Annotated in this window: 18 protein-coding genes; 4 read left to right on the top strand and 14 right to left on the bottom strand. The window is 67.8% G+C overall.

Translation table 11 applies throughout. The features are described from left to right. Positions 1–93: 93 nt before the first annotated feature. The 5 genes from rodA to SPI01S_RS20275 are packed head-to-tail and all read right to left on the bottom strand — an operon-like array spanning position 94 to position 5708. Complete coding sequence (rodA, locus tag SPI01S_RS20295; RefSeq protein ID WP_066726961.1) at positions 94–1212, bottom strand: rod shape-determining protein RodA; 1119 nt, start codon at positions 1210–1212, stop codon at positions 94–96. Then, positions 1212–3239, bottom strand: coding sequence for a penicillin-binding protein 2 (gene mrdA / locus SPI01S_RS20290; protein ID WP_066726959.1), 2028 nt, complete (start codon positions 3237–3239; stop codon positions 1212–1214). The genes rodA and mrdA overlap by 1 nt, the downstream gene beginning before the upstream one ends. A gap of 3 nt (positions 3240–3242) precedes the next feature. Beyond that, positions 3243–3752: a rod shape-determining protein MreD gene (gene mreD / locus SPI01S_RS20285; RefSeq protein ID WP_066726957.1), complete on the bottom strand. Its 510-nt coding sequence runs from the start codon at positions 3750–3752 to the stop codon at positions 3243–3245. Beyond that, a complete protein-coding gene (gene mreC / locus SPI01S_RS20280; protein WP_066726955.1) occupies positions 3752–4651 on the bottom strand; it encodes a rod shape-determining protein MreC in 900 nt (299 codons plus the stop codon). Before mreC ends, mreD begins: the two co-directional genes overlap by 1 nt. A gap of 16 nt (positions 4652–4667) precedes the next feature. After that, positions 4668–5708, bottom strand: a complete 1041-nt coding sequence (locus SPI01S_RS20275; protein ID WP_010546268.1) for a rod shape-determining protein — start codon at positions 5706–5708, stop codon at positions 4668–4670. Positions 5709–5860: 152 nt separating this feature from the next. Between SPI01S_RS20275 and mutL the strand changes: the two genes are divergently transcribed. Next, positions 5861–7699, top strand: a complete 1839-nt coding sequence (gene mutL / locus SPI01S_RS20270; RefSeq protein ID WP_066726953.1) for a DNA mismatch repair endonuclease MutL — start codon at positions 5861–5863, stop codon at positions 7697–7699. Between the two features lie 7 nt (positions 7700–7706). Here the strand turns inward: mutL and SPI01S_RS20265 are convergent, their stop codons facing one another. The 6 genes from SPI01S_RS20265 to SPI01S_RS20240 form a co-directional block, all read right to left on the bottom strand. Next, the gene (locus tag SPI01S_RS20265) at positions 7707–8357 is read right to left on the bottom strand and encodes a CAP domain-containing protein (RefSeq protein WP_066726951.1); all 651 of its coding nucleotides are present in this window, start codon (positions 8355–8357) and stop codon (positions 7707–7709) included. A gap of 99 nt (positions 8358–8456) precedes the next feature. Next, the gene (locus tag SPI01S_RS20260) at positions 8457–9332 is read right to left on the bottom strand and encodes an acyl-CoA thioesterase (protein WP_066726948.1); all 876 of its coding nucleotides are present in this window, start codon (positions 9330–9332) and stop codon (positions 8457–8459) included. Next, a complete protein-coding gene (locus SPI01S_RS20255; protein WP_066726946.1) occupies positions 9332–10456 on the bottom strand; it encodes an acyl-CoA dehydrogenase family protein in 1125 nt (374 codons plus the stop codon). The genes SPI01S_RS20260 and SPI01S_RS20255 overlap by 1 nt, the downstream gene beginning before the upstream one ends. Positions 10457–10528: 72 nt before the next feature. After that, complete coding sequence (locus tag SPI01S_RS20250) at positions 10529–11713, bottom strand: acyl-CoA dehydrogenase family protein (protein WP_174539143.1); 1185 nt, start codon at positions 11711–11713, stop codon at positions 10529–10531. A gap of 91 nt (positions 11714–11804) precedes the next feature. Further along, complete coding sequence (locus SPI01S_RS20245; protein ID WP_066726942.1) at positions 11805–13829, bottom strand: 3-hydroxyacyl-CoA dehydrogenase NAD-binding domain-containing protein; 2025 nt, start codon at positions 13827–13829, stop codon at positions 11805–11807. A 223-nt stretch (positions 13830–14052) separates the two neighbouring features. Beyond that, on the bottom strand, positions 14053–15276 hold the full coding sequence (locus tag SPI01S_RS20240) for a serine hydrolase domain-containing protein (protein WP_157084811.1): 1224 nt from the start codon (positions 15274–15276) through the stop codon (positions 14053–14055). A gap of 159 nt (positions 15277–15435) precedes the next feature. Between SPI01S_RS20240 and SPI01S_RS20235 the strand changes: the two genes are divergently transcribed. Continuing rightward, entirely contained in the window at positions 15436–17184 is a 1749-nt protein-coding gene (locus SPI01S_RS20235; protein ID WP_245653708.1) for a class I adenylate-forming enzyme family protein, read from the top strand. A gap of 225 nt (positions 17185–17409) precedes the next feature. Here the strand turns inward: SPI01S_RS20235 and SPI01S_RS20230 are convergent, their stop codons facing one another. Next, on the bottom strand, positions 17410–18210 hold the full coding sequence (locus tag SPI01S_RS20230; RefSeq protein WP_218017639.1) for a DeoR/GlpR family DNA-binding transcription regulator: 801 nt from the start codon (positions 18208–18210) through the stop codon (positions 17410–17412). Positions 18211–18375: 165 nt separating this feature from the next. Here SPI01S_RS20230 and SPI01S_RS20225 point away from each other — a divergent pair, with 165 nt between their 5' ends. Further along, positions 18376–21075, top strand: a complete 2700-nt coding sequence (locus tag SPI01S_RS20225; RefSeq protein WP_066726938.1) for a TonB-dependent receptor — start codon at positions 18376–18378, stop codon at positions 21073–21075. 61 nt (positions 21076–21136) lie between these two features. Here SPI01S_RS20225 and SPI01S_RS20220 read toward each other — a convergent pair whose 3' ends face one another. Next, on the bottom strand, positions 21137–21946 hold the full coding sequence (locus tag SPI01S_RS20220) for a LytTR family DNA-binding domain-containing protein (RefSeq protein WP_066726936.1): 810 nt from the start codon (positions 21944–21946) through the stop codon (positions 21137–21139). Positions 21947–22086: 140 nt separating this feature from the next. Between SPI01S_RS20220 and SPI01S_RS20215 the strand changes: the two genes are divergently transcribed. Then, a complete protein-coding gene (locus SPI01S_RS20215; protein ID WP_066726934.1) occupies positions 22087–22590 on the top strand; it encodes a DUF2306 domain-containing protein in 504 nt (167 codons plus the stop codon). Here SPI01S_RS20215 and SPI01S_RS20210 read toward each other — a convergent pair. Continuing rightward, the gene (locus SPI01S_RS20210; RefSeq protein ID WP_066726932.1) at positions 22515–23309 is read right to left on the bottom strand and encodes a carbon-nitrogen hydrolase family protein; all 795 of its coding nucleotides are present in this window, start codon (positions 23307–23309) and stop codon (positions 22515–22517) included. The genes SPI01S_RS20215 and SPI01S_RS20210 overlap by 76 nt on opposite strands. Positions 23310–23313 lie beyond the last annotated feature (4 nt).

The raw sequence follows: 23313 nt of genomic DNA, 5'->3' as shown, positions 1-23313 counted from the left end.
CTTCTGCATGGCGCCCTTGGTGGGGCACCGCCGCTTCGGAGGCGCGCCTTTAGCGTCGCCTCTCGCGGCTTGTAAAGCCCAAAAGTGAAAAAATCACCAGCGCGTCTTGGTGCGGCCGTCGCGGTCGATCGCGAGGAGGATTCCCAGGCACAGCATGAACGTCATCACCGCGGTGCCGCCGAAGCTGATCAGCGGCAGCGGGACGCCCACCACCGGCGCCAGGCCGATCACCATTGCCATGTTGATCGAGCAGTAGAGGAACATGGTGCCGGAGAGCCCGGCGGCGGTCAGCCGGCCGAACCGCGTCTTGGCACGCATGCCCACGCCGACGCCCCAGGCGATCAGCATCCCGAAGGCGACGATCAGGAACACGCCGCCGGCCAGCCCCCATTCCTCCATCATCGTCGCCAGCGCGAAGTCGGTCTGGCCTTCGGGGAGGTAATCGAGGTGGCTCTGCGTGCCCTGCAGGAAGCCCTTGCCGAAGATGCCCCCCGAACCGATCGCGATCTTGGACTGGGTGATGTGATAGCCGGTGCCCAGCGGATCGCGCTCGGGATCGAGGAAGATCAGCACGCGGTTGCGTTGATAGTCGTGCAGCACGAAGTTGAAGGCGAGGGGTGCGGCCACCGCTACCGCCAGCGCTCCGGCGATGAACAGGCGCAAGGGCACGCCCGCCAGGAACATCACCATGACCCCGCAGCCCGTGATCATCAGCCCCGTGCCGAGATCGGGCTGCATGATCACCAGCAGCGCCGGTACGCCGATCAGCAGGCAGGCGGGCCAGATCGCCACGAACTTGCGCGTCTCGCTTGCCGGCAGCATCTCGTAGAAGCGGGCGAGCGCGAGCACGATCATCGGCTTCATCAGCTCGGACGGCTGGAACTGGAAGCCGCCCAGGCTGATCCAGCGCTGGCTGCCCCCGGCCACCTTGCCGAGCGCCTCGACCCCCAGCAGCGCGACCACCAGCGCGCCGTAGATGGGGAGGGACCATTGCGACAGAAGGCGCACCGGGATCCGCGACATGCCGATCGCCACCGCCAGGAACAGGAAGAAGCGGGTGCCCTGGTTGATCGCCCATGGACGGATGTTGCCGTTGGCCGCCGAGTAGAGCACGACCAGGCCGAAGCCGCCGATCGCCAGCACCAGGAACAGCACCTTCCAGGGGAGCTGGGCGACCTGGGTGGGCACGATGCCGTTGCCGGGGCGCGCCATCAGTCGTTCTCCACGCTGCCGGTGGGCGCGACGTCGCGCTTGGTCGAATCGGCGGTGCTGTTGGCGGCGGCGTCTGCGAGGCTGCTCGCGGCCTCCTCGGTATCTTCGGGCGGGGGCGGGGGCGGCGTCGCCTGCGCGGCGCGGAAGGCGGTGCCTTGCGCAGCCATCCGCGTCGTATAGTCGCCGCCCCAGGTCGGCTCCACTTCGGCCAGCGTCTTCATCGCCAGGTCGCGGTCGAACAGATAGGTCATGATGTCCCGGCCGATCAGCGGCGTGTCGAGGTTGCGGATCGTGTGGCCGTTATGCTCGAGCACGATCGCGGCGGCGTATTTCGGATTGTCGTGCGGCGCGAAGCACACCAGCAGCGCGTGGTCGCGCATCTTGAACGGGAGCGAACCGTTCTTCAGCACGCCGGTGCGGCGCTCGGCCATGGTGATGCGGCGCACCTGCGCGGTGCCGGTCTTCCCCGCCAGCGCGACGCCGGGCACGTACATCCGCGCCGCGCCGCCGGTGCCGCCGCCATTGATCACGCCGTACATCGCGTCGCGCACGATCGCGAGATCCTCGGCGCTGACCGGCAGCGGCTGCGCGCCCGACGGGCCGTTGGCGAGCAGGCGCGGCACCAGGATCTTGCCCGAGGCGAGCCGGCTGGCCATCACCGCCAGCTGCAGCGGATTCGCCAGCACATAGCCCTGGCCGATCGAGGCGTTGAGCGAATCGGCCACCGTCCAGGGGTGGTGGTATTTCTTCAGCTTCCACGCGGCGTCCGGCACGGTGCCGTAGCGCTGGGTGGTGAAGGGCATGTCGAACTTCTGGCCGAGCCCCAGCATCCGGGCCATCGGGGCGATCGCATCATAGCCGACGCGGCGAACCATCTCGTAGAAATAGATGTCGCAGCTCTGCATGATGGCGTTCTTGAGGTCGAGCGGTCCGTGCCCGCCCTTCTTGTGGCAGTGGAACACGCCGTTGCCCACGCGCAGCGCGCCCGAGCAGACCACCCGGTCGTGCGGGCTCACCCCCGCTGCCATCAGCGCAAGGCCGTTCATCGGCTTGACGGTGGAGCCGGGCGGGTAGAGCCCCTGCAGCACCTTGTTCATCAAGGGAACGTGATCGTCCTCGGACAGCATCTTCCATTCGAGCTGGCTGATCCCGTCGGAGAAGCTATTCGGATCGTAGGACGGCATCGACACCATCGAGAGGATGTCGCCGGAAGCCACGTCGATGACGATCGCCGAGCCCGAATTGGTGCCCAGCCGCCGCGCGACATATTCCTGCAGCCCGGAGTCGATGGTGAGCTTGATGCTCTCGCCCGGCTGGTCGGTGCGGGTCTCCAGCTCGCGCACCGGCCGGCCATGCGCGGTGACCTCGACGCGCTTGGCGCCGGGCTTGCCCCTGAGCCGATGGTCGAGCGTCTTTTCGAGGCCGTCCTTGCCGAGCTTGAAGCCGGGCGTGACGAGCAGCGGATCCTTGTCCGCCTTGAACTGCTCGGCCGAAGCGGTGCCGACATAGCCGATCAGATGGCCGACGCCGGCGCCCAGTGGGTAGTGCCGGGCATAGCCGCGGGTCGGCGCGACGCCGGGAAGCTCGGGCTGGCGCACCAGAACCGCGGCGAACCGGTCCCAATCGAGATTCTCCGCAACCTGCACCGGGCGATAGCCGCCGGCGCGCTTGAGATCGGTTTCGATCCGGGCGAGGTCCTCGGGCGCGAGGTTCAGCAGGCGGGTGAGTTCGGCGAGCAGCTTGTCCTTGTCGACCATGCGATCGGGAATCAGGTCGACGCGGAAATCGGTGCGGTTGCTGGCCAGCGGCTTGCCGGCGCGATCGAGCAGCCAGCCGCGGCGCGGCGGGATCAGCGTGTTGTTGACCCGGTTGCTCTCGGCCTTGAGCTTGTACTGCTCGTTCTCGACCACCGAGAGCCAGGCCATGCGGCCGGCCAGCACCATGCCGACGGCACCCTGCGCCGCTCCGAGCACGATGGCGCGGCGGGAGAAGCTGTAGGTCTGGGCGGCTTCGGTGATCCGTACCATGGTTCAGGCCTTCACCACGTCGCGGTCGAGCCAGGCGCAGAGCCGCGACGCGAGCGGGAACAGCATCGCCGCCGCGCCCGTCTGGAGCAGCAGTGCGGCATCGACCTTGGCGGAGATCGGCGCGGCGAGCAAACGCCCGGCAATCAGCACGAAGCCGGTCGCGCCTGCGGCGATGAGCCAGTCCTGCCAGAAATTCCGCCACACGATGCGCGTTTCTAGCACGTCGATGATCAACATGCATGCCATCCACAGGAACATCGCCGAGCCGAAGGGCTGGCCGCTCACCAGATCGTCGAACAGGCCAAGCGGTGCCGCGACCCACACGCGCAGCGCATCCGGGCGCAGCAGCCGCCAGCCGAGCAGCATCAGCAGCCCGAACGGCGGCAGGAAGGGGACGGTGGCGACCACCGGCAGGATCGTTACCAGCGAGCCGAGCGCGATCGACAGCGGTGCCAGCCAGCGCGCGCGGGGGCGCGGCGACGGCACACCCAGCGGCTGCAGGTCCAGTGCCATCACTTGCCCTTGGGCTTGGGCGTGGCGGTGGGGAAGGGCTGGGGCGGCGGGGCCGGCTCGGGCAGGAACACGCGCAGCACCATCACGAAATCGGCCATGTCGGGGTTGCTGGCGGGCGCGGCCGTCGCCGAATCGCGGCCGGTCTGGGTGATGCGGCCGAGCGGGATGTTGGGCGGGAACACGCCGCCGGTGCCCGACGTCACCAGCAGGTCGCCGGGGCGGAACGGGTTGGCGGCGGCATTGGCGGCGCGCACGTCGAGCGTGCCGTCACCCCGGCCGGTGACGATCGCGGGGAGGCCGTCGCTGGCGCGTCGGATGGGGATGGTGCTGTCGGGATCGGTGATCAGCAACACGCGCGAGGCGTTGGGGCCGGCCTCGACCACCTGGCCGACCAGGCCCGCGCCGTCGCGCACCGGCTGCCCTTGCGCCACGCGTTGCCAGCTGCCCGCGTTGAGCGTCGCATAGCGGCGGGTGCTGGAGGCGGAGGAGTTGACCAGCCGGGCGACGACGATCGTCTCCGGCGTGGCATCGCGGGCCTTGAGCAACAGGCGCAGTCGCTGGTTCTCGCGTTCGAGGCCCAGCGCGCGCTGGAGAGCGGCATGTTCGGCCTCGATCTGGCGCTTGAGGCGAGCATTCTCGCCGCGGACGCCGAAATAGCTGCCGATCGCCTCCGGCACGCTGCCGATGCCGCGCCGCACGCTGTCGAGGCCCGAGGAGACCGGGGTGGTCACCTCGGCGACGGTGCTGCGCAGCGCGGCGAACAGATGCGGATTGTAGCGCGAGACCAGCACCAGCCCGCCGCCGATCAGCAACAGGCCGATCGCCGCCACATAGCCGAAGAACAGCCCATATTGCGCCCGTCGCGAGAACCCCGGGCGCCGATTCCGTGGCGGCGCCATCGCCGTAGGCCTTTCGTCAGACCTGGAGGAGAACGCCGCGGAACATCGGATCCTCGAGCGCGCGGCCGGTGCCCAGCGCCACGCAGGTCAGCGGATCCTCTGCAACGGTGACCGGCAGGCCGGTCTCGTCGCGCAGCACTTCGTCTAGCCCGTGCAGCAGCGCGCCGCCGCCGGTGAGGACGATGCCCTGGTCGACGATGTCCGCCGCCAGCTCCGGCGCGGTGTTCTCCAGCGCGATGCGCACACCCTCGACGATCGTGTTGACCGGCTCGGACAGCGCCTCGGCGATCTGGCCCTGGTTGATCTGGATTTCCTTCGGCACGCCGTTCACCAGGTCGCGACCCTTGATGTGGATCGTCTTGCCGATGCCGTCGACCGGCGGCTTGGCGACGCCGACTTCCTGCTTGATCCGCTCGGCGGTGGCCTCGCCGATCAGCAGGTTGTGGTTGCGGCGGACATAGGAGACGATCGCCTCGTCCATCTTGTCGCCGCCGACGCGCACGCTGGTGGAATAAGCGAGGCCGCGCAGGCTGAGCACCGCGACCTCGGTGGTGCCGCCGCCGATGTCGACGACCATCGAGCCGATCGGCTCGGTCACCGGCATGTCGGCGCCGATCGCGGCAGCCATCGGCTCCTCGATCAGCCACACCTGGCTGGCGCCGGCGTTCGAGGCGGCGTCGCGGATCGCGCGGCGCTCGACCGAGGTGGAGCCCGACGGCACGCAGATCACGATCTCCGGCCAGCGCATGAAGCGGCGCTGCCCGTGCACCTTGCGGATGAAGTGCTTGATCATCTCTTCGGCGACGTCGATGTCCGCGATCACGCCGTCACGCAGCGGGCGAATCGCCTCGATCGAGCCGGGGGTCTTGCCCATCATCAGCTTGGCGTCGTCACCGACCGCCTTGACCTTCTTCACGCCGTTCAGCGTCTCGACCGCCACGACCGAAGGCTCGTTCAGCACGATACCGCGACCGCGCAGATAAACGACGGTATTCGCAGTACCCAGATCGATCGCCATGTCGTGGGACATGAATTTGAAAATGCGGGAGAAAGCCATTGATTGATCCGTCCTGCCGGGTCGGGCGCCCCCCGTCCGGCTGCTCGCACATTGTGTTTCGCCCGTACCCTTTCCGGGACGGAGGAAAATCCGGCCTGGTGTGATGCGGATGCGGGTCGCGGGAGGCCGTCGCTTGGGCTACAGCGAAGGCCATGTCAATACGCCGCCTGCCCGAACACCTTGTCAATCGCATTGCCGCCGGCGAGGTGGTGGAACGCCCCGCCAGCGCGTTGAAGGAACTGGTTGAAAACGCGATCGACGCAGGCGCGACACGGATCGCCGTGAAGCTGGCCGGCGGGGGCATCGAATTGATCGAAGTGATCGACGATGGCTGCGGCATGGCGCCGCCAGAAATGGCCCTCGCGCTGGAGCGCCACGCCACCTCCAAGCTGCCGACCGACGATATCGAGCACGTCGCAACGCTCGGATTTCGCGGCGAGGCGCTGCCCTCGATCGCGAGCGTCGCGCAGCTGACGCTGGAGAGCCGGGTGCGGGGGGCGGAAGGCTGGTCGCTGACGGTTGATAACGGGGCCCGCGTCGCGGAAGGCCCCGCCGCGCTGCCGCCGGGCACGCGGGTGCGCGTGGAGGCGCTGTTCGGCCGCGTGCCGGCGCGGCGCAAGTTCCTGCGCTCGACCCGCGCCGAATATGCCGCCTGCCTCGACGGGATGAAGCGGCTGGCGATGGCGCGGCCCGACATCGCCTTCTCGGTGGAGCATGACGGGCGCCGCGTGCTGAGCGTGCAGGGCGGCGAGAGCCGCCCGGCGCGGGTGGCGGCGCTCACCGACCGGGCGCTGCAGGAGAACAGCGTCGCGATCGATTTCGAGCGCGAGGGGCTGGTGCTCGGCGGGGTCGCCAGCATCCCCACCTTCAACCGCGGCGTGGCCGATCACCAATATCTGTTCGTCAATGGCCGGCCGGTGAAGGACCGGCTGCTCGTCGGCGCGGTGCGCGGCGCCTATGCCGAGATGCTGGCGCGCGATCGGCATCCGGTGGTGGCCTTGTTCCTCGACGTGCCGCCCGAGGTGGTGGACGTGAACGTACACCCGGCCAAGACCGAAGTCCGCTTCCGCGACCCCGCGCTGGCGCGCGGGCTGATCGTCAGCGGGCTGCGCCGGGCGCTCGATGCAGCCGGCCACCGCAGCGTACAGCGGCCGAGCGAGGCGGCGCTGGGGCTGTGGCAGCAGGGGGGCGTTCCCGCTTCAACCCCCTCCTCCTTGGAGGAGGGGTTGGGGTGGAGGGATTCCAGAACGCAGCCTGGTCTCGGTGAGACGCGGCCCCACCCCAACTTCTCTCCTGAGGGGGAGGGGCTGCGGCATTATTCCGGCGCCGTCCGCGATTCCGGCACCTTCTTCGCCTCCCCCCCGCAGGCCCGCGCCGAACCCGCGCGCCACGAGGCGCCGCTCGCTACAGATTTCCCGCTCGGCGTCGCGCGCGGGCAGGTCGCCAAGACCTATATCGTCGCCGAGGCGCAGGACGGGCTCGTCCTGGTCGACCAGCACGCCGCGCACGAGCGGCTGGTGCTGGAGCGTATGCGCCGCGCCATGGCGGGCGGCACCGTGCCGAGCCAAGCGCTGCTCCTCGCCGAAGTCGTCGAACTCGACGAGCCCGGCTGCGACCGGCTCGAAGCCCGGATCGAGGAACTCCGCGCCTTCGGGCTCGAGCTGGAACGCTTCGGCCCGCGCGCGATGCTGGTGCGGGCGGTGCCGGCCGCGCTCGGCACCGGCGACGTCCACGGCCTCGTCACCGATCTCGCCGACGAGCTTGCCAGCTTCGACGAGGCGCTGAGCCTCAAGGAGCGGCTCGACCATGTCGCCGCGACGATGGCGTGCCACGGCTCGGTGCGCGCCGGCCGCATCCTTTCGGTCGCCGAGATGAACGCGCTGCTCCGCGAGATGGAGGTCACCCCCCATTCCGGCCAATGCAACCACGGCCGCCCCACCTGGGTGAAGCTGGCGCATGGGGACATCGAGAAGCTGTTCGGCCGGAAGTGACGGCCGTTCAGCGCTGCTGCGCGTAGCGGACCCGCACCGGCCGACCATCCTTCGTCGCGCTGAGGTCGACGACGCAGATATGGTCCATCCTGCTGTGCGGTCCGCAGCCGATGCCGGCGAATTTGAGCTTGGCATCGTACAACAGCCTGCGGTGGCCGCGATCGGGGACGCCATCGTCGACGATCATCTGCCGGACGATCTGCTCGGCATCGTCGAAGCCATAGGCGATCGCCTCGCCGACGAAGATATCGCCCCCGCGCCGCTTCACCCGCACCCCCGGATCGCTGCCGTCGGCGCCCTTGTGCCCGCGCGCGCCGATCGCGCCCTGCTCGCGCGAGAAATCGGTCGCCGCGAGCGCGAGGATGTCGGCCTGGGTCAGGGGCAGCAGCGGCTCCTGCCGTTCGAGGAAGGCGATCGTCTCGTCGACCACGGCCGTGCCTTCCTTCGTCAGCACGCCGTTATAGTCACCCGGCATGTAGACGATCTCGCCGTCGAAATAGCTGCGATACTGGCGCAGCTTCTCGGCATAGCCGCGTGGATTCACCCGGGCATCGTTGATCTGCGCGAGGACCGAGTCCTCCAGAGTTTGCGCGTGCAGCGCACTCGTGGCGAAAAGCCACAGGAGAGGCGCGCACATCGCGAGTACGCGATGATACATTGGATAAAATCCCAAGCCTCCCGCCGAGATTTTATCTTCACATATCGTGGAATATCAAGCGTAATAATTACGGTTGCGACGAGCTGAAAATCGGCTGGCTCAGACGACCCGGATCAACCCCTCCTGCGCCACGCTCGCCACCAGCCGCCCGTCACGCGCATAGATGCTGCCCCGGTTGAAGCCGCGGCTTTGTCCGGCCCAGGGGCTGTCGGTGGCGTAGAGCAGCCATTCGTCGAAGCGGAACGGCTCGTGCATCCACAACGCGTGGTCGAGACTGGCGGTCTGCACCTGACCGCTCATCCAGCTGACGCCGTGCGGCAGCATGCAGGTGCCGAGCAAGGTCATGTCGCTGGCATAGGCGAGCATCGCGCGGTGCAGCGCGGGATCGTCGGGCAGGGGGGCGACGACGCGGAACCAGCTATATTGCCGGGGTTCGCGCGGTTCGGGCTGGAACCAGTTGCGCGGGTTGACGGGACGAATCTCGATCGGGCGGGCGCGGAGGAAGAAGCGCTTGAACTTCTCCGGGATCTGATCGCGGATTTCGTCGCGCAGCTCGGCCTCGGAACGCAGATCCTCGGGCGGCGGCACGTCGGGCATCGCGTCCTGGTGGTGCAGGCCTTCGGCGGGCAGCTGGAAGGAGGCCGCCATGTTGAGGATCGGCTTGCCCTTCTGCATCGCGATCACGCGGCGATTGGCGAAGCTGCGCCCCTCGAAGTCGCGCACCACCCGGTAGAGGATCGGGTGGTTCTCGTCGCCCGGCCGCATGAAATAGGCGTGGAGCGAGTGGGCGACCTTGCCGTCCTCCACCGAGCGCTGCGCCGCCTGCAGCGCCTGCGCGATCACCTGCCCGCCGAACACCCGGCCGACCCCGCCGGGCTGGCGGGCGCCGCGATAGAGATCGGTGTCGAGCGTCTCGACATCCAGCAGCGTGGTGAGGCCGGCGACCAGCGCTTCGGGGGACCTGGGTTCCTCCATCAGTAGCCGGCCGCCTCCGCCAGCGCGTTGGCGTGATAGTTGGAATCGCCGAACATCTCGGCCAGCACGCGGGCGCGCTTCATGTAGAAGCCGATGTCGTACTCGTCGGTCATGCCGATGCCGCCGTGCATCTGGATACCCTCCTGCACGGCAAGCGTGGTGGCAAGCCCGGTCATCGCCTTGGCGATCGCGACGGCCTCGTCGGCCGGTTCGCCGGCATCGAGCAGCTGCTGCGCCTTGAGCGTGGCGGCGCGGGCGACTTCCAGCTCGCTGTAGAGGTGCGCGGCGCGGTGCTGGAGCGCCTGGAAGCTGCCGATCAGCGTCCCGAACTGCTTGCGTTCCTTGAGATAGCCGAGCGTCATGTCGCTCGCCCCCGCACCGACGCCGAGCAGTTCGGCGGAAGCCCCGGCACCCGCCGCGCGCAGGAGCCGGCCGAGCGGATCGGCGCCCGCATCGATCTCGCCCACCACCGCATCGGCGGTGACCTCGACACCGTCGAAGGTCGCGTGCGCGGCAAGGCTGGAGTCGGCGAGGCGCTCGGGGCGGAGGTCGAGCCCGGCGGCCTTGGGGTCGATCGCGAACAGGGTGATGCCGGCCGTATCGGTATCGCTGCCGGCGGTGCGGGCGGTGACGAGGATCAGGTCGGCGGCATGGGCCTGGTGGGCGAAACGCTTGGCGCCGGTCAGGCGGAAGCCGTTGCCTGCGCGCTCGGCCTTGAGGGCCACGGCGCGGCCGAACTTGGGCTTCTCGTCATGCGCGATGGCGATCACCGCCTCGCCGGCCGCGATGCCGGGGAACCAGCGCTCGGCATGGCCGGTGCCCTTCAGCGCCTCGACCGCGGCGACGGCGGTGGAGAGGAAGGGAGAGGGGGTGAGGTTCCGCCCGATCTCCTCCAGCACCACGCCCGCCTCGACATGGCCGAGGCCCAGGCCGCCCGATGCTTCAGGGATCAGGATGCCGGTAAGGCCCATCTCGGCGAACTGCTTCCACAGGTCGCGGCTGAAGCCGGTGGGGTCCTTGGCGTCGCGAAGGGCGCGCAGGTGGCGGACGGGGGCGTGTTCGGCGACGAAGTCGCGCGCGGTGTCGCGGAGCATCGTCTGTTCGTCGTTGAGGTAGAGCGGCATGGCTGGGTCCCGATGATTGATGTCACGAGCGCGCGGTTCGCTGCCCCGGTCTCCGCCGGGGCGCCCGCTGCCTCAGCCCGGCAGTTCGAGGATGCGCTTGGCGACGATGTTGAGCTGGATCTCGCTCGTCCCGCCCTCGATCGAATTGGCCTTGGTGCGCAGCCAGGCGCGGGGCCTGGCGCCCTTGGTCGAGGCCTCGCTCTCCCATTCGAGCGCGTCCGATCCGCCGGCCGCCATGATCAGCTCGTGGCGCTGCTTGTTCAGTTCGGTGCCGACATATTTCATCATGCTCGGCTGGGCGGGGTGGGCGCGACCCGCCTTGAGTTCGTCGAGGAACCGCTCGGACATCGCCGAGAAGGCGCGCATCCGCACCTCGAACAGCGCGATCTGGCCGCGGAGCAGCGGATCGGCGAGCTTCCCCTGCGCATCGAGCCCGATCGTCGCGATCGCGCCTTCGATCAGCGGATTGCCGCCGGCGCGGTCGAGGCCCATGCCGGAGATCATCTCGCGCTCATGGCCGAGCAGATATTTGGCGACGTCCCAGCCCTTGTTCTCGTCGTGCACGCGCTGCGATTTCGGCACGCGCACATTGTCGAAGAACGTTTCGCAGAACGGCGAATAGCCCGAGATCAGCAGGATCGGCTTGGTCGAGACGCCGGGCGAGGCCATGTCGAACAGCACGAAGCTGATCCCGCCCTGCTTGGACTCCTTGGAGGTGCGGACGAGGCAGAAGATCCAGTCGGCCTTGTCGGCATAGCTGGTCCACACTTTTTGGCCGTTCACCACATAATGGTCGCCCGCGTCCTCGGCCCAGGCCTGCAGCCCGGCGAGGTCCGAGCCGGCATTGGGTTCCGAATAGCCCTGGCACCAGCGGATCTCGCCGCGCGCGATCCTGGGCAGATGCTCGAGCTTCTGTTCTTCGGTGCCGTATTTGAGCAGCGCCGGCCCGAGCATCGAAATGCCGAAGCTGTTGAGCGGCGTGCGCGCGCCCATCCGCTTCAGTTCCTCGCGGAGGATCTTGGTCTCTGCCGGGGAGAGGCCGCCGCCGCCATATTGCGTGGGCCAGTCGGGTACCGTCCAGCCGCGTTCCGCCATCCGGTCCATCCAGAGCTTCTGGTCGGGATGCGCCCAGTCGGGATTGCGCCCGCCCCAGACGATGTCCTTCTCGGACCGGATCGGTTCGCGCATCGAAGGCGGGCAGTTTGCCTCCAGCCAGGCGCGGGTCTGCTCACGGAACTGCTCAAGCTGCACGGTCATCATCCTCTCCTCGCATCCTCTCCGCCAGGGAGAGGGCGGGCGGGGCGACGGTTTGTCCCGTCTTGTCCCCACCCGCGCCCGACGGCGCTGTTTAGCGGTTGAACTTCTCGCCCTTCTCCGCCTTCTCGCGGAGCAGCGGGGCGACTTCGAAGCCGTATTTTTCCAGGCCCTCGACGATCTTCTTCAGGCCTTCGGTGTCGGCCCAGAACATCGGCCCGCCCCGGTACGGGGGCCAGCCATAGCCATAGACCCACACCACATCGATGTCGCTTGCCCGCTGGGCCATGCCCTCGGCGAGGATCAGCGCGCCTTCGTTGACCATGGTGTAGAGCGTGCGGACGACGATCTCCTCCTCGGTGATCTCGTGGCTCGGCACATTGAGCTTGCCGCGCCATTCCTCGATCAGCTCGGCGACGCGCGGCGAGTTGGAAGGCGTCCGCTTCTCGTCATAATCGTAGAAGCCGGCGCCCTTTTTCTGGCCCCAGCGGCCTTCGGCGGCGAGCGCGTCGCGGATATTCTCGATGCGGGTCGGGTCGCGGTGCCAGCCGATATCGACGCCGGCGAGATCGGCCATCTGGAACGGCCCCATCGGCATCCCGAAGGCGACATGCACCTTGTCGATCTGCTCGGGCGTCGCGCCTTCGAGCAGCATCGTGTTCGCCTCGATCTGGCGCGGCATCAGCATGCGGTTGCCGATGAAACCGTAGCAAACGCCCGCGATTACCGCGACCTTCTTGATCTTCTTCGACAGCGCCATGGCGGTGGCCAGCACGTCGTCGGCAGTCTTGGCGCCGCGGACGATCTCCAGCAGCTTCATCACATTGGCGGGCGAGAAGAAGTGCAGTCCCAGCACGTCCTGCGGGCGGCTGGTGGCGGCGGCGATCTCGTCGATGTTGAGATAGCTGGTGTTCGAGGCAAGGATCGCGCCGGGCTTGGCGATCTTGTCGAGCCGGCCGAAGACGTCCTTCTTCACGTCCATGCTCTCATAGACGGCCTCGATGATCAGGTCGCACTCGGCGAGATCGTCGAAGTTCAGCGTGGGCTTGAGCAGCCCCATCGCCTTCTCCACCTGATCGGCGGTCATCCGGCCCTTGGCAGCGGTCGCCTCGTAATTCTTGCGGATCGTGCCCGTGCCGCGATCGAGCGCGTCCTGCGCCATCTCGACGATGGTGACCGGCACGCCCGCCGACAGGAAGTTCATGCTGATCCCGCCGCCCATCGTCCCGGCGCCGATCACGCCGACGCGCTTGATGTCGCGCAACTGGATGTCCTCGGCGATGCCGTCGATCTTGGCGGCCTTGCGCTCGGCGAAGAAGATGTGGCGGAGGGCGGCCGATTGCTGGCCCATGATCAGCTTCATGAAGCCCATGCGCTCGGCCTGGACACCCTCGGCATAAGGCTTGCCGGCGGTCTGCTCGATCAGGTCGACGATCGTGTTCGGCGCGTCGAGCCCGCGGAAGCGCTTGGCATTGGCGGCGCGGAACTTGGCGAAGGTCTCGGGATCGACGGTGACCGGGCGCTCGCTGGAGCGCGAGACGGGCTTACCGATCACCTCGTTCGCGAAGGCGACGGCGTCGGCGAGCAGGCTGTCCTCACCGGCGAGGCGGTCGACCAGCCCGGCGTCCTTGGCTTGGGCGGCGGAAATGGGATCGCCCTTGGTCGCCATCTCCAGCGCCACTTCGACGCCTGCGACGCGCGGCATCCGCTGCGTGCCGCCCGCGCCGGGAAGGATACCCAGCTTCACTTCGGGCAGGCCGAACTTCGCCGAGGGCACGGCGATGCGATAGTGCGACGCCAGCGCCACTTCGCAGCCGCCGCCCAGCGCGGTGCCGTGGACGGCCGCGATCACCGGCTTGTCGAGCGCCTCGATCGCGTCGACCAGTACCGGCAGCGACGGCTCGGCCATCGCCTTGCCGAATTCGGTGATGTCGGCACCCGCAAAGAAGGTCTTGCCGGCGCAGGTGATGACGACCGCCTGGATGCTGTCATCGCTCCTGGCTTCTTCGATGCCGGCCTGCAGCCCCTGCCGCACCGCCGCGCCCAATGCGTTCACCGGCGGATTGTCGGAGATGAGGATCAGGACGGGGCCCTGACGGCTGGTGGTAATCACGGACATGTGTGCGAACTCCTTGGTTCGGAAGGCCGGCCGGTGGCCGGGATTGGGGTGTAAAGCAGGGGCGGGCGCGGCGGCGAAGGACGTACCGCACCACCCGCCGTCATCCCCGCGGAGGCGGGGATCCATTCGCCTGTGCGCTGGGGGAAAGAACCGGCCCGCCAGCGCCAATGGATCCCCGCCTTCGCGGGGATGACGGTGGGAAAGGAGGGGAGGGGTTCCCGCATCACCGCGTCAGCGCCGAATAGATCAGCGTCTTCAGCTCTCGCCGGATCGGGTAGAGCATCGACGGCGAGAACTGCGTCATGAACACCATCGAGATCCGCTCGACCGGATCGACGAAGAAGGCCGTGGAGAACATGCCGCCCCAGTAGAATTCGCCGGTCGAGCCCGGGATCAGCGTCTTGGCGACGTCCAGGTTGATCGCGAAGCCCAGCCCGAAACCGGTGCCGGCGTTGGTCGCCTCGCTGAACAGCGCACGCGACATCGCGGCCAGGTCGCTGCCGCCCGGCAGGTGGTTGGTGGTCATCAGGTCGATCGTCTTGGGCGATACGATCCGCACGCCGTCCAGCACGCCGCGGTTCAGCAGCATGGTGTTGAAGCGGTGATAGTCGAGCGCGGTCGAGACCAGCCCACCGCCGCCCGAAACGAGTTTGGGGAATCGCGACCAGGCCGAAGCCTCGCCGCGGTCGTAGAGCACGCGGCCGTTGCCTTCCTGCATCGTCCAGCAATCGGACAGGCGGTGAATCTTGTCCTCCGGCACCTGGAAGAAGGTGTCGCGCATGCCCAGCGGCGCGAAGATCCGCTCGACAAAGAATTGGTCGAGCGACAGGCCGGACACCCGCGCCACCACCGCGCCCAGCACATCGGTGGAGACCGAGTAGTTCCATTCCTCGCCCGGCGAGAATTCGAGCGGCAACCGGCCCAGCGCCGCGACGAATTCGTCGAGCGTCAGATTGCCGTGCCAGCTCTCAATCCGTCCCTCGCGATAGGCGGCATCGACATTGGTGCGGTTCTGGAAGCTGTAGGTAAGCCCCGAGGTGTGGCGGAGCAGGTCGACCATCCGCATCGGCTGCGCGGTCGGACGGGTGACGAAGGGCACGCCGCCGCCTCCGCCGGCATAGACGCCCACGCCCTTCAGCTCAGGCAGGACATGGTGGACGGGCGTGTCGAGCGCGACGAGCCCTTCCTCCACAAGCATCATGAAGGCGAGGCTGGTGATCGGCTTGGTCATCGAGGCGATGCGGAACAGCGTCGACTCGTCGACCGCCGCGCCGCCCTCGCGCGCCGCGCCCTGGTGCGAGAAATGGACGATCCGCCCGTCGCGCGCGAGCAGCAGCTGCGCGTGCGGGAGCTTGCCGGAATCGAGATAACGCGTCTTCACAAAGGCATCGATCCGCGCCAGCCGGGCGGCATCGAATCCATGGGCGATCGGGTCGTCGATTTCCATCGCTGGCGGCATACCTCTCGTTCGAAACGCGTGCAATGCACCTTCTGGCGGGTGCCTGCTTTCTATTGCCTTGAGCGCGCGGCAAATCAACACTAACGTGGGCTCCGGTTGGTCAACGAGCCAAACCCAAAGTTCAGAAAGTCGATGGAGAGAGCTGCCTTGACCCTTGAACCGATCGTGCCCTTGCCCCCCGACTGGCCCAAAGCCCCGCTCGCCGCCGTGGATGCGATGCTCACCGCACCCGGCGCCAAGTTCGAATTCGAGACCGTGGAGATCCGCGGCGTGCCCACGCGCGTGTGGAAGAACGCGCCGCCGACGGCCGCGATCCTCGCGCGGCTGGCGCGCGGGTTCGGCGATCGACCCTTCACCATCTACCAAGACGAGCGGGTCAGCTACGAAGCGAATTATCGCGCCACCTGCCATCTCGCCTCGTGGATGCAGGCCAAGGGCGTGGCCAAGGGCGACCGTGTCGCGCTGGCGATGCGCAACCTGCCCGAATGGCCGACGATCTTCTTCGCCGCGGTAAGCATCGGCGCGATCCTGGTGCCGCTCAACGCCTGGTGGACCGGCGCGGAGCTCGACTATGGCATGAAGGATTCGGGCGCGAAGCTGCTGTTCGTCGACGGCGAGCGGCACGAGAGGCTCAAGCACTGCTACGCCGCGCTCCCCGATCTGGAGCAGGTGGTGGTGAGCCGTGCCTGTTCGCCGCTGGAAGGCGATGCAGTCGCGCTGGAATCGATCCTGGGACCGTGCAACAGCTGGGCGGACCTGACCGACATCGCCTTCCCCGAAGTGGGGATCGCGCCGGATGACGACGTCACGCTGTTCTACACCAGCGGCACCACCGGCAATCCCAAGGGAGCGGTGGGCACGCATCGCAACCTGATGACCAACATCCTCACCGCCGGCTATTCGGTCGCACGATCGATGCTGCGCCGGGGTGAGGTGCCGCCCGCCGCGCCGCCCTACAAGGTGGGGCTGCTGGTGATCCCGCTGTTCCACGTCACCGCGTGCAGCGCCGGGCTGATGGCGCTGATCGCCGCCGGCGGCACGGTGGTGTTCATGCGCCGCTGGGAACCGATCGAGGCGATGGAGATCATCCAGCGCGAAAAGGTCAACCAGACCGGCGGCGTGCCGACCATCGCCTGGCAGCTGCTCGAACATCCCGAGCGACAGAACTACGACCTGTCGAGCCTGGAGAGCATCTCCTATGGCGGCGCGCCCTCGGCGCCCGAGCTGGTCAAGCGCATCTTCCAGGAATTCGGCGCGCTGCCCGGCAATGGCTGGGGGATGACCGAGACGATGGCGACCGTCACCCACCATCTCGGCGAGGAATATCTCGCCCGGCCGACCAGCGCCGGGCCGCCGGTGCCGGTTGCCGAGCTCAAGATCATGGACGTCGACGGCACCCGCGAACTGCCGGTCGGCGAGGTCGGCGAGCTCTGGGCCAAGGGGCCGATGATCGTGAAGGGCTATTGGAACAAGCCCGAGGCGACGGCGGAGACCTTCCGCGACGGCTGGGTGCGCACCGGCGATCTGGCGCGGCTGGACGAGGAAGGATTCCTCTATGTCGTCGATCGCGCCAAGGATATCATCATCCGCGGCGGCGAGAACATCTATTCGTCCGAGGTGGAGGACGTGCTCTACGCGCACCCGGCGGTGACCGACGCAGCGCTGATCGGCGTGCCGCATCGCACGCTGGGCGAGGAGCCGGTGGCGGTGGTCCACCTCGCGCCGGGCACATCGGCGACCGAGGCGGAACTGCAGAACTTCGTCCGCGCGCGGATCGCGGCGTTCAAGGTGCCGGTGACGATCCGATTCTCGGCGGAGACGCTGCCGCGCAACGCCAACGGCAAGATCCTGAAAAAGGATCTCAAGGCGCTGTTCGTTACCGACAAGGCGGCGTGAGAGAGTTCGTATCCTCCCCCGCAAGGGGGAGGTGGCAGGCGCAGCCTGACGGAGGGGGAGGACGCCCGGCGCTGGTTCGTCGCCTACCTCCCCCTCCGTCGCCTTCGGCGCCACCTCCCCCTGGCGGGGGAGGATTGGGTCCTGCTTGTCCCCCTCCCGCTTCTTCTGGTCCCCCTCCCGCAAGCGGGAGGGGAGCGTTGCAGGCAGGGACGGGGCCTCAGCCCCTCACACCAGGTGGATCGCCGTCCCCGCCGCCGCTGCGGCTGCCGCAATCTCCGCCGGCGGCGTCTGGTCGGTCACCAGATCATGGACGTCGGCGAACCGGGCGACCTGGACGAAGCCCGGCTTGTCGAACTTGGTGGCGTCGCACAGCACCGCGACACGCCGCGCCTGGGGCAGCAGGCTGCGCTTGAACGCGGCCTCGCCCGCGTCGAAGTCCAGAAAGCCGCGCACCGGATCGACCGCACCCATCGACAGCACGGTCAGGTCAGGCGCGAACTGGCGGCAATAGTCGATCGCCTCGCTGCCGAATGCCGCATGGTAATCGGGATCGATCGCGCCGCCTGCGACGAACAATCGCTGGCCGGGATGGCCCAGCACCTGCGCGGCGATCTCCATGCTGTTGGTGATCACCGTCAGGTCGCGCACATGGCCGAGCGCGCGGGCGAGCCACAGGGTTGTCGTGCCCGAATCGAGCATCAGCGTCATGCCGGGCCGAACCAGCGCCACCGCCCGCTCGGCGATGCGTTGCTTGGCCTCCGCCTGGTCGCGCAGCCGCTGGCGATAGGGCGGCTCCAGCACCCCGCCGGGCAGGCAGACGCCGCCATGGATCTTCTGCACGCGCCCGGCCTGTTCCAACTGGCGCACGTCGCGGCGGATCGTCTCCTCGGACACGTCGAACCGCTCGGCCAGCTCGCCGATCGAGCATTGGCCGCGTTGCTCCAGCAGGTCGAGCAGCGTCGTCAGGCGAGCATTCTGCGGTGCGCGGGCCGACAGCGTCCTGGCGGGCATGTCCATGCTTTCCATGCGTCTCCTCTACCAGCGTAACCGCAACGCGAGAACCCACAAGGGAACGTTCAAATCCACACAAAACAACAAATAATGTCACATACGAGTCACGAAGGGATCCTAGGCGCCGCTCCGGGGGCGGCCAGGGCAGGCGTGCCCCCCACACACACAAGGGAGGGCAATATGGCATTCACCTACCGCGCGGCGCTCGCCGCGCTGGCCGTCGGCGCGAGCTGCATCTCGATGGCCGCCGCCGCGCAGGACGCGGCGTCGCAGAGCCAGGACGATGGCGAGGTCGTCGTCAACGGCTACATCGCCTCGCTCGCCAAGGCGCGCGAGCTGAAGCGTGCGTCCAACATCATGAAGGACGTGATCGTCGCTGAGGACATGGCGAAGTTTCCCGAACTCAACCTGGCGGAATCGATCCAGCGCCTGCCGGGCGTCGCGATCAACCGCGAGGCCGGCGAGGGCCGCCGCATCACGCTGCGCGGTCTCGGTCCCGAATTCACCCGCGTCCAGCTGAACGGCATGGAAGTGCTGGGCAATGTCGATTCGGCGATGGACAGCCGCGGCCAGCGCTCGCGCGATCGCGCCTTCGATTTCAACATCTTTGCGTCCGAGCTGTTCTCACGCGTCGAGGTGGAGAAGAGCTATCAGGCATCGCAGGCCGAAGGCGGCATGGCCGGCACCGTCGGCCTGTTCACCGCCAAGCCGCTCGAGCAGAAGCAGGGGCTGACCGGCGCGATCTCGGCCAAGCTCGGCACCAACAGCTTCACCAAGGATGCGCAGCCGCGCGTCGCCGCGATGCTCAGCCAGAACTGGGGCGATCGCTTCGGCATCCTGCTCTCGGTCGCCTATTCGAAGCGCAAGACGGAGGAGCAGGGCTACAACACCTATTCGCCGACCCAGCTGAGCGCGAGCAAGATCGCCGACTATCTGGGCAAGGGCCTCGACATCGCAGCGCTCACCGCCGACCAGCAGGCCAAGTTCAAGTCGGGCGACCTGGTGTTCGCCTCGGGCAACCGCCTGTCGGTGTGGGACGCCAAGCAGGAGCGCCTGGGCCTGACGCTCGCCACCCAGTGGCGCCCGGCGGACAACCTGCTGTTCACGCTGGACGGCCTGCACGGCGAGTTCACCACCCACCGCGACGAATATCATCTGGCGACGCGGCCCAACAACACCTCCGGCTCGGTGATCTTCGATACCACCTCGAAGATCAACTCGATCCACTGGGACAACACCAACTTCGTCGATGCGATCAGCGTCGACAACGTCACCTATGCCAGCGAGCATCGCCGTTCGCTGAACAAGAACAAGTTCAACCAGATCGCGCTGACCGGCAAATGGGACGCCAGCGACAGCCTGACCTTCGACGGCCATGTCGGCTATGAGGATTCGAAGTACACCACCCCGTACGACGACAAGCTGTACCTGCGCGCCTATGGCGGCATGACCACCACCTATGCCCCCGATGGCAAGAGCGCGACCAACAGCTATCGCTGGAACACCACCGACCCGTCGAAATACGAGTTCAAGGAATTCTACTTCCGCGAATTCTGGAACAAGACCAGCCTGAAGGAAGGCGTCGGCAACGCCGCGCTGAAGCTGAGCGACGTGTTCACGCTGCGCGCCGGCGCCAGCTATCGTCGCTACGAAACCTCCGGCTCCGAAGTGTATAATGACGGCAAGTTCCGCAACTTCACCGGCACGCCGGTGACGCCCTATGCGGTGGTGTTCAGCCAGAACAAGGCGGCGAGCTGGATCACCGGCGATTATGCCAAGGCGTTCGCGACCTACAACGCCGCGCACACCACCGCCGGCGCGACCGACATCGAGAACACCTACAAGGTGATCGAATCGACCACGGCGGGCTATGGCCAGCTCGAGTGGAACGCGCCGCTGGGCGGCATGCGCCTGCGCGGCAATATCGGCCTGCGGGCGTACTTCACCGATCTCGACAGCACCGGCTTCATCACCAACAGCAACGATACGCCGATCGGCACCAACGTCACCGGTTCGCACTATTCGGGCGTGCTGCCGACGCTGAACGCCACGCTGGAAGTGACGCCGAGCTTCCTCCTCCGTTTCGCAGCGGCGAAGAACATCAACCGCCCGGGCCTCAGCTCGGTCGCGGCCTCGGGCAGCGCCAATGCGGACAGCGGCAAGATCACCGCGAGCATCGGCAACCCGAACCTCAAGCCGTACAAGGACAACTCCGTCGAAGCCTCGGCCGAATGGTATTTCGGCAAGGTCGGCCTGATCTCGGTGGGCGTGTTCCACAAGGACATCCAGAACCTCGTGGTCTCGCAGACGCTGAAGAATGTGCCGTTCAGCACGACCGGGCTGCCGCTCTCGACGCTGCCGGGGGTTACCGCCACCACCAATGTCGACGAGTTCACCCAGCCGATCAACCAGGCCAGGGCCTATGTGACGGGCCTCGAGCTCGCTGCCCAGAGCAACTTCACCTTCCTGCCGGCGCCGTTCGACAAGCTGGGCATGGCGGCGAACCTGACGCTGCTCGATTCGAATGCGCCCTACAAGGGCACCGACAACCCGGTCCCGGGCCTGTCGAACACCAACGCCAACGCGACGCTCTATTACGAGACCAGGCGCTGGGGCATCCGCGGATCGATGAACTATCGCTCGTCGTATCTGCGCACCGCCTATGACGGCAAGGATCCGACCAGCGAGGACGGGTTCGACGGCACGGTCTATGTCGATGCGGCGGCGTTCTTCAACGTGACCGACCGGGTGCGGCTGACGATCGACGCGATCAACCTCACCAACGAGACCGAGGTCCAGTACAACAGCATCTATCACCGCCTGCACAACGAGACGCGCAGCGGCACCACCTTCTTTGCCGGGATCGGCGTGAAGTTCTGATTTCCTCCCCCCGAGGATGCACTGGCCGGCCCGGGGTTCGCCCTCGGGCCTGCCTTTTTGTTCAGCTCGCCGGGCCGGTTCCGTCCAGCCAGCCTGCCGCGCGCAGGGCCTGCACGTTGGCGCGGGCGACCGGCACCTCGCGACCGTCGAACAGGCGCAGCTTCCAGTTGCGCTCCTGCCGGACGGCGCCGGCGACCGCATCGCTGGCGACCCACCAGCTGCGGTGCACGCGCTCGCCCCGGCCTTCCAGCTGCGCCACCGCATCGCGCATCCGCATCAGCAGCAGGGCGTTGCCGTGGACCGTATGGACGCGGACATAATGGTCCTCGTTTTCCAGGCAGAGGATCGGGCCGCGCAGATGCGGCGGCAACTGGTCGAGCAGGGCAGGGGCGGCCGGTGCATCTGCGCCCGGCGGCGGCGCATCCTCCTCGGCAGTCGCGGCAGGCGCGAGTGGCATTGCCGTGGAGCCTTCGGCCGGCCCGGCACCGCGACCGGCGAGCAGCTGCACCATGGTGACGGTGGCACCGATGATCAGCGTCTGCACATAGGCACTTACCAGCGTCGCGCCGGGCACCATGTGCCAGGCCGGGCCGGCGGAGGCGAAGACGATCACCATGCTCGTCGGAAAGGCTCCGAACGCGCAGGCGGCGGCGATTGCCACCAACCGCGGCAGGCCGGTCTGGCGTGCCAGCGCGCCGCCTGCGGCGATCACCGGCCGGAAGAAGACGTAACCGGTGACCAGATACAGCGCCCAGTGCAGCAGACGCGGGCCGATCGGAGTCGCGTAGGAACCGAACGGCCCGAGCGCGGCGAGCACCAGGATCAGTGCTGCCAGCACTGCCAGCTCGGCGGGAAGCCTGTGGCGGGGCATCAAAGGAGCTGCCCGTTCACGGTTCGCGAACGGTTCGCGCGCTGGGGCGCCGTGCCGTTTGCGAACCCGGCCAGGCCATCGGCGGAAACGCGCTCGCCAGCGCCGGGGGGCGCGGGAAGATGGGGCGACAGGAGGCACTGATGAACGACCTTGCACATTCCGGCTATGCTATCCCTCGGCGCGACCGGCTGATCGTCACGCTGGGCGTGATTGCCGGCGGCGCCATATTGCTCGCATTCGCGCATGGCCTTGCAAGCGGCGCCGTCGCCCGGTCAAGCATGCGCAACCTCTGGCTGGTGCTGCATCTGGTCGCGGTGCTGCCGGCGCTGCCGCTCGGCGCCTATGTGCTGGCCCGCCGCAAGGGCGACGCGCTGCACCGCGCGCTCGGCAAGCTGTGGGCGGTGTTGATGCTCGCCGCGGCGCTGACCAGTTTCGGGCTGCGGGGCATGACCGGCAGCTTCAGCGCGATCCACCTGCTTTCGATCGTCGTGCTGGTGATGATCCCGCGCGGCATCCTGCTCGCCCGCCGCCATCGGATCGAGGCGCACCGACGCGTGATGTCGCTGACCTATCTCGGCCTTGCCGTGGCAGGGCTGTTCACGCTGCTGCCGGGGCGGCTGCTCGGCACCTGGCTGTTCCGCTGAGTCCGCACCTCCAGGTCGACCATCGCCACCCCTTCGTCCAGCTCCCGCACGCGCGCGATCACGTCCCCGCCAGGCGAGACGATCACGGTGCAGCCATAGCTCAGCCGGCCGCCGCACGAGCCTGCCACATCGGCTGAAACCACCCAGCAGCCGGTTTCCCGTGCCCGCGCGACAAGGTTGGCGAGGCTCTTGGCCCGCCAGCGTTCGGCGATTGCCGGGCGGAGAAGGTTGTTCAGCGGGTAGAGGATCAGTTGCGCGCCTTGCTCCACCAGCCGGGCCGCGGCTTCCGGATGATTGGCGTCGTTGCAGATGTTGATGCCGTAGCGGAGGCATGATCGCGTGAAGACCGGAAATTCGGCGCCAGGCGTCACGCCGGCCTCGTTGGGATGCGCCTTGGCGTAGCGGCCGACGATATGGCCAGCCTCGATCACGAACGCGCTGTTGAACCATTTGCCATCAAGGGCCTCGAACGCGCCGACGACCAGCGTCGTGGCGAAGCCAGCGGCTCGTTCGCACAGCGCGGCGAGGGCGGCCGCGCCCGCTTCCGCCCGCGCCCGAATAGTGCCTTCTTCGTAGGAATGTCCGAGCAGCCAGGCTTCCGGGAACAGCAACAGGTCGACGCCCTCGGCGTCCGCCCAGCGCAGCCGCTCGACGATTGCGCCACAGGCCTGCTCGGCGTCGTCGAACACGGGGCGACACTGGACGGCGGCGACACGCATGGCG

Source organism: Sphingomonas pituitosa NBRC 102491 (genome assembly GCF_001598435.1).
GTDB lineage: Bacteria > Pseudomonadota > Alphaproteobacteria > Sphingomonadales > Sphingomonadaceae > Sphingomonas > Sphingomonas pituitosa.
Note: the sequence above shows the minus strand (reverse complement) of the source record. Positions and strands in the feature narration are given on the sequence as shown.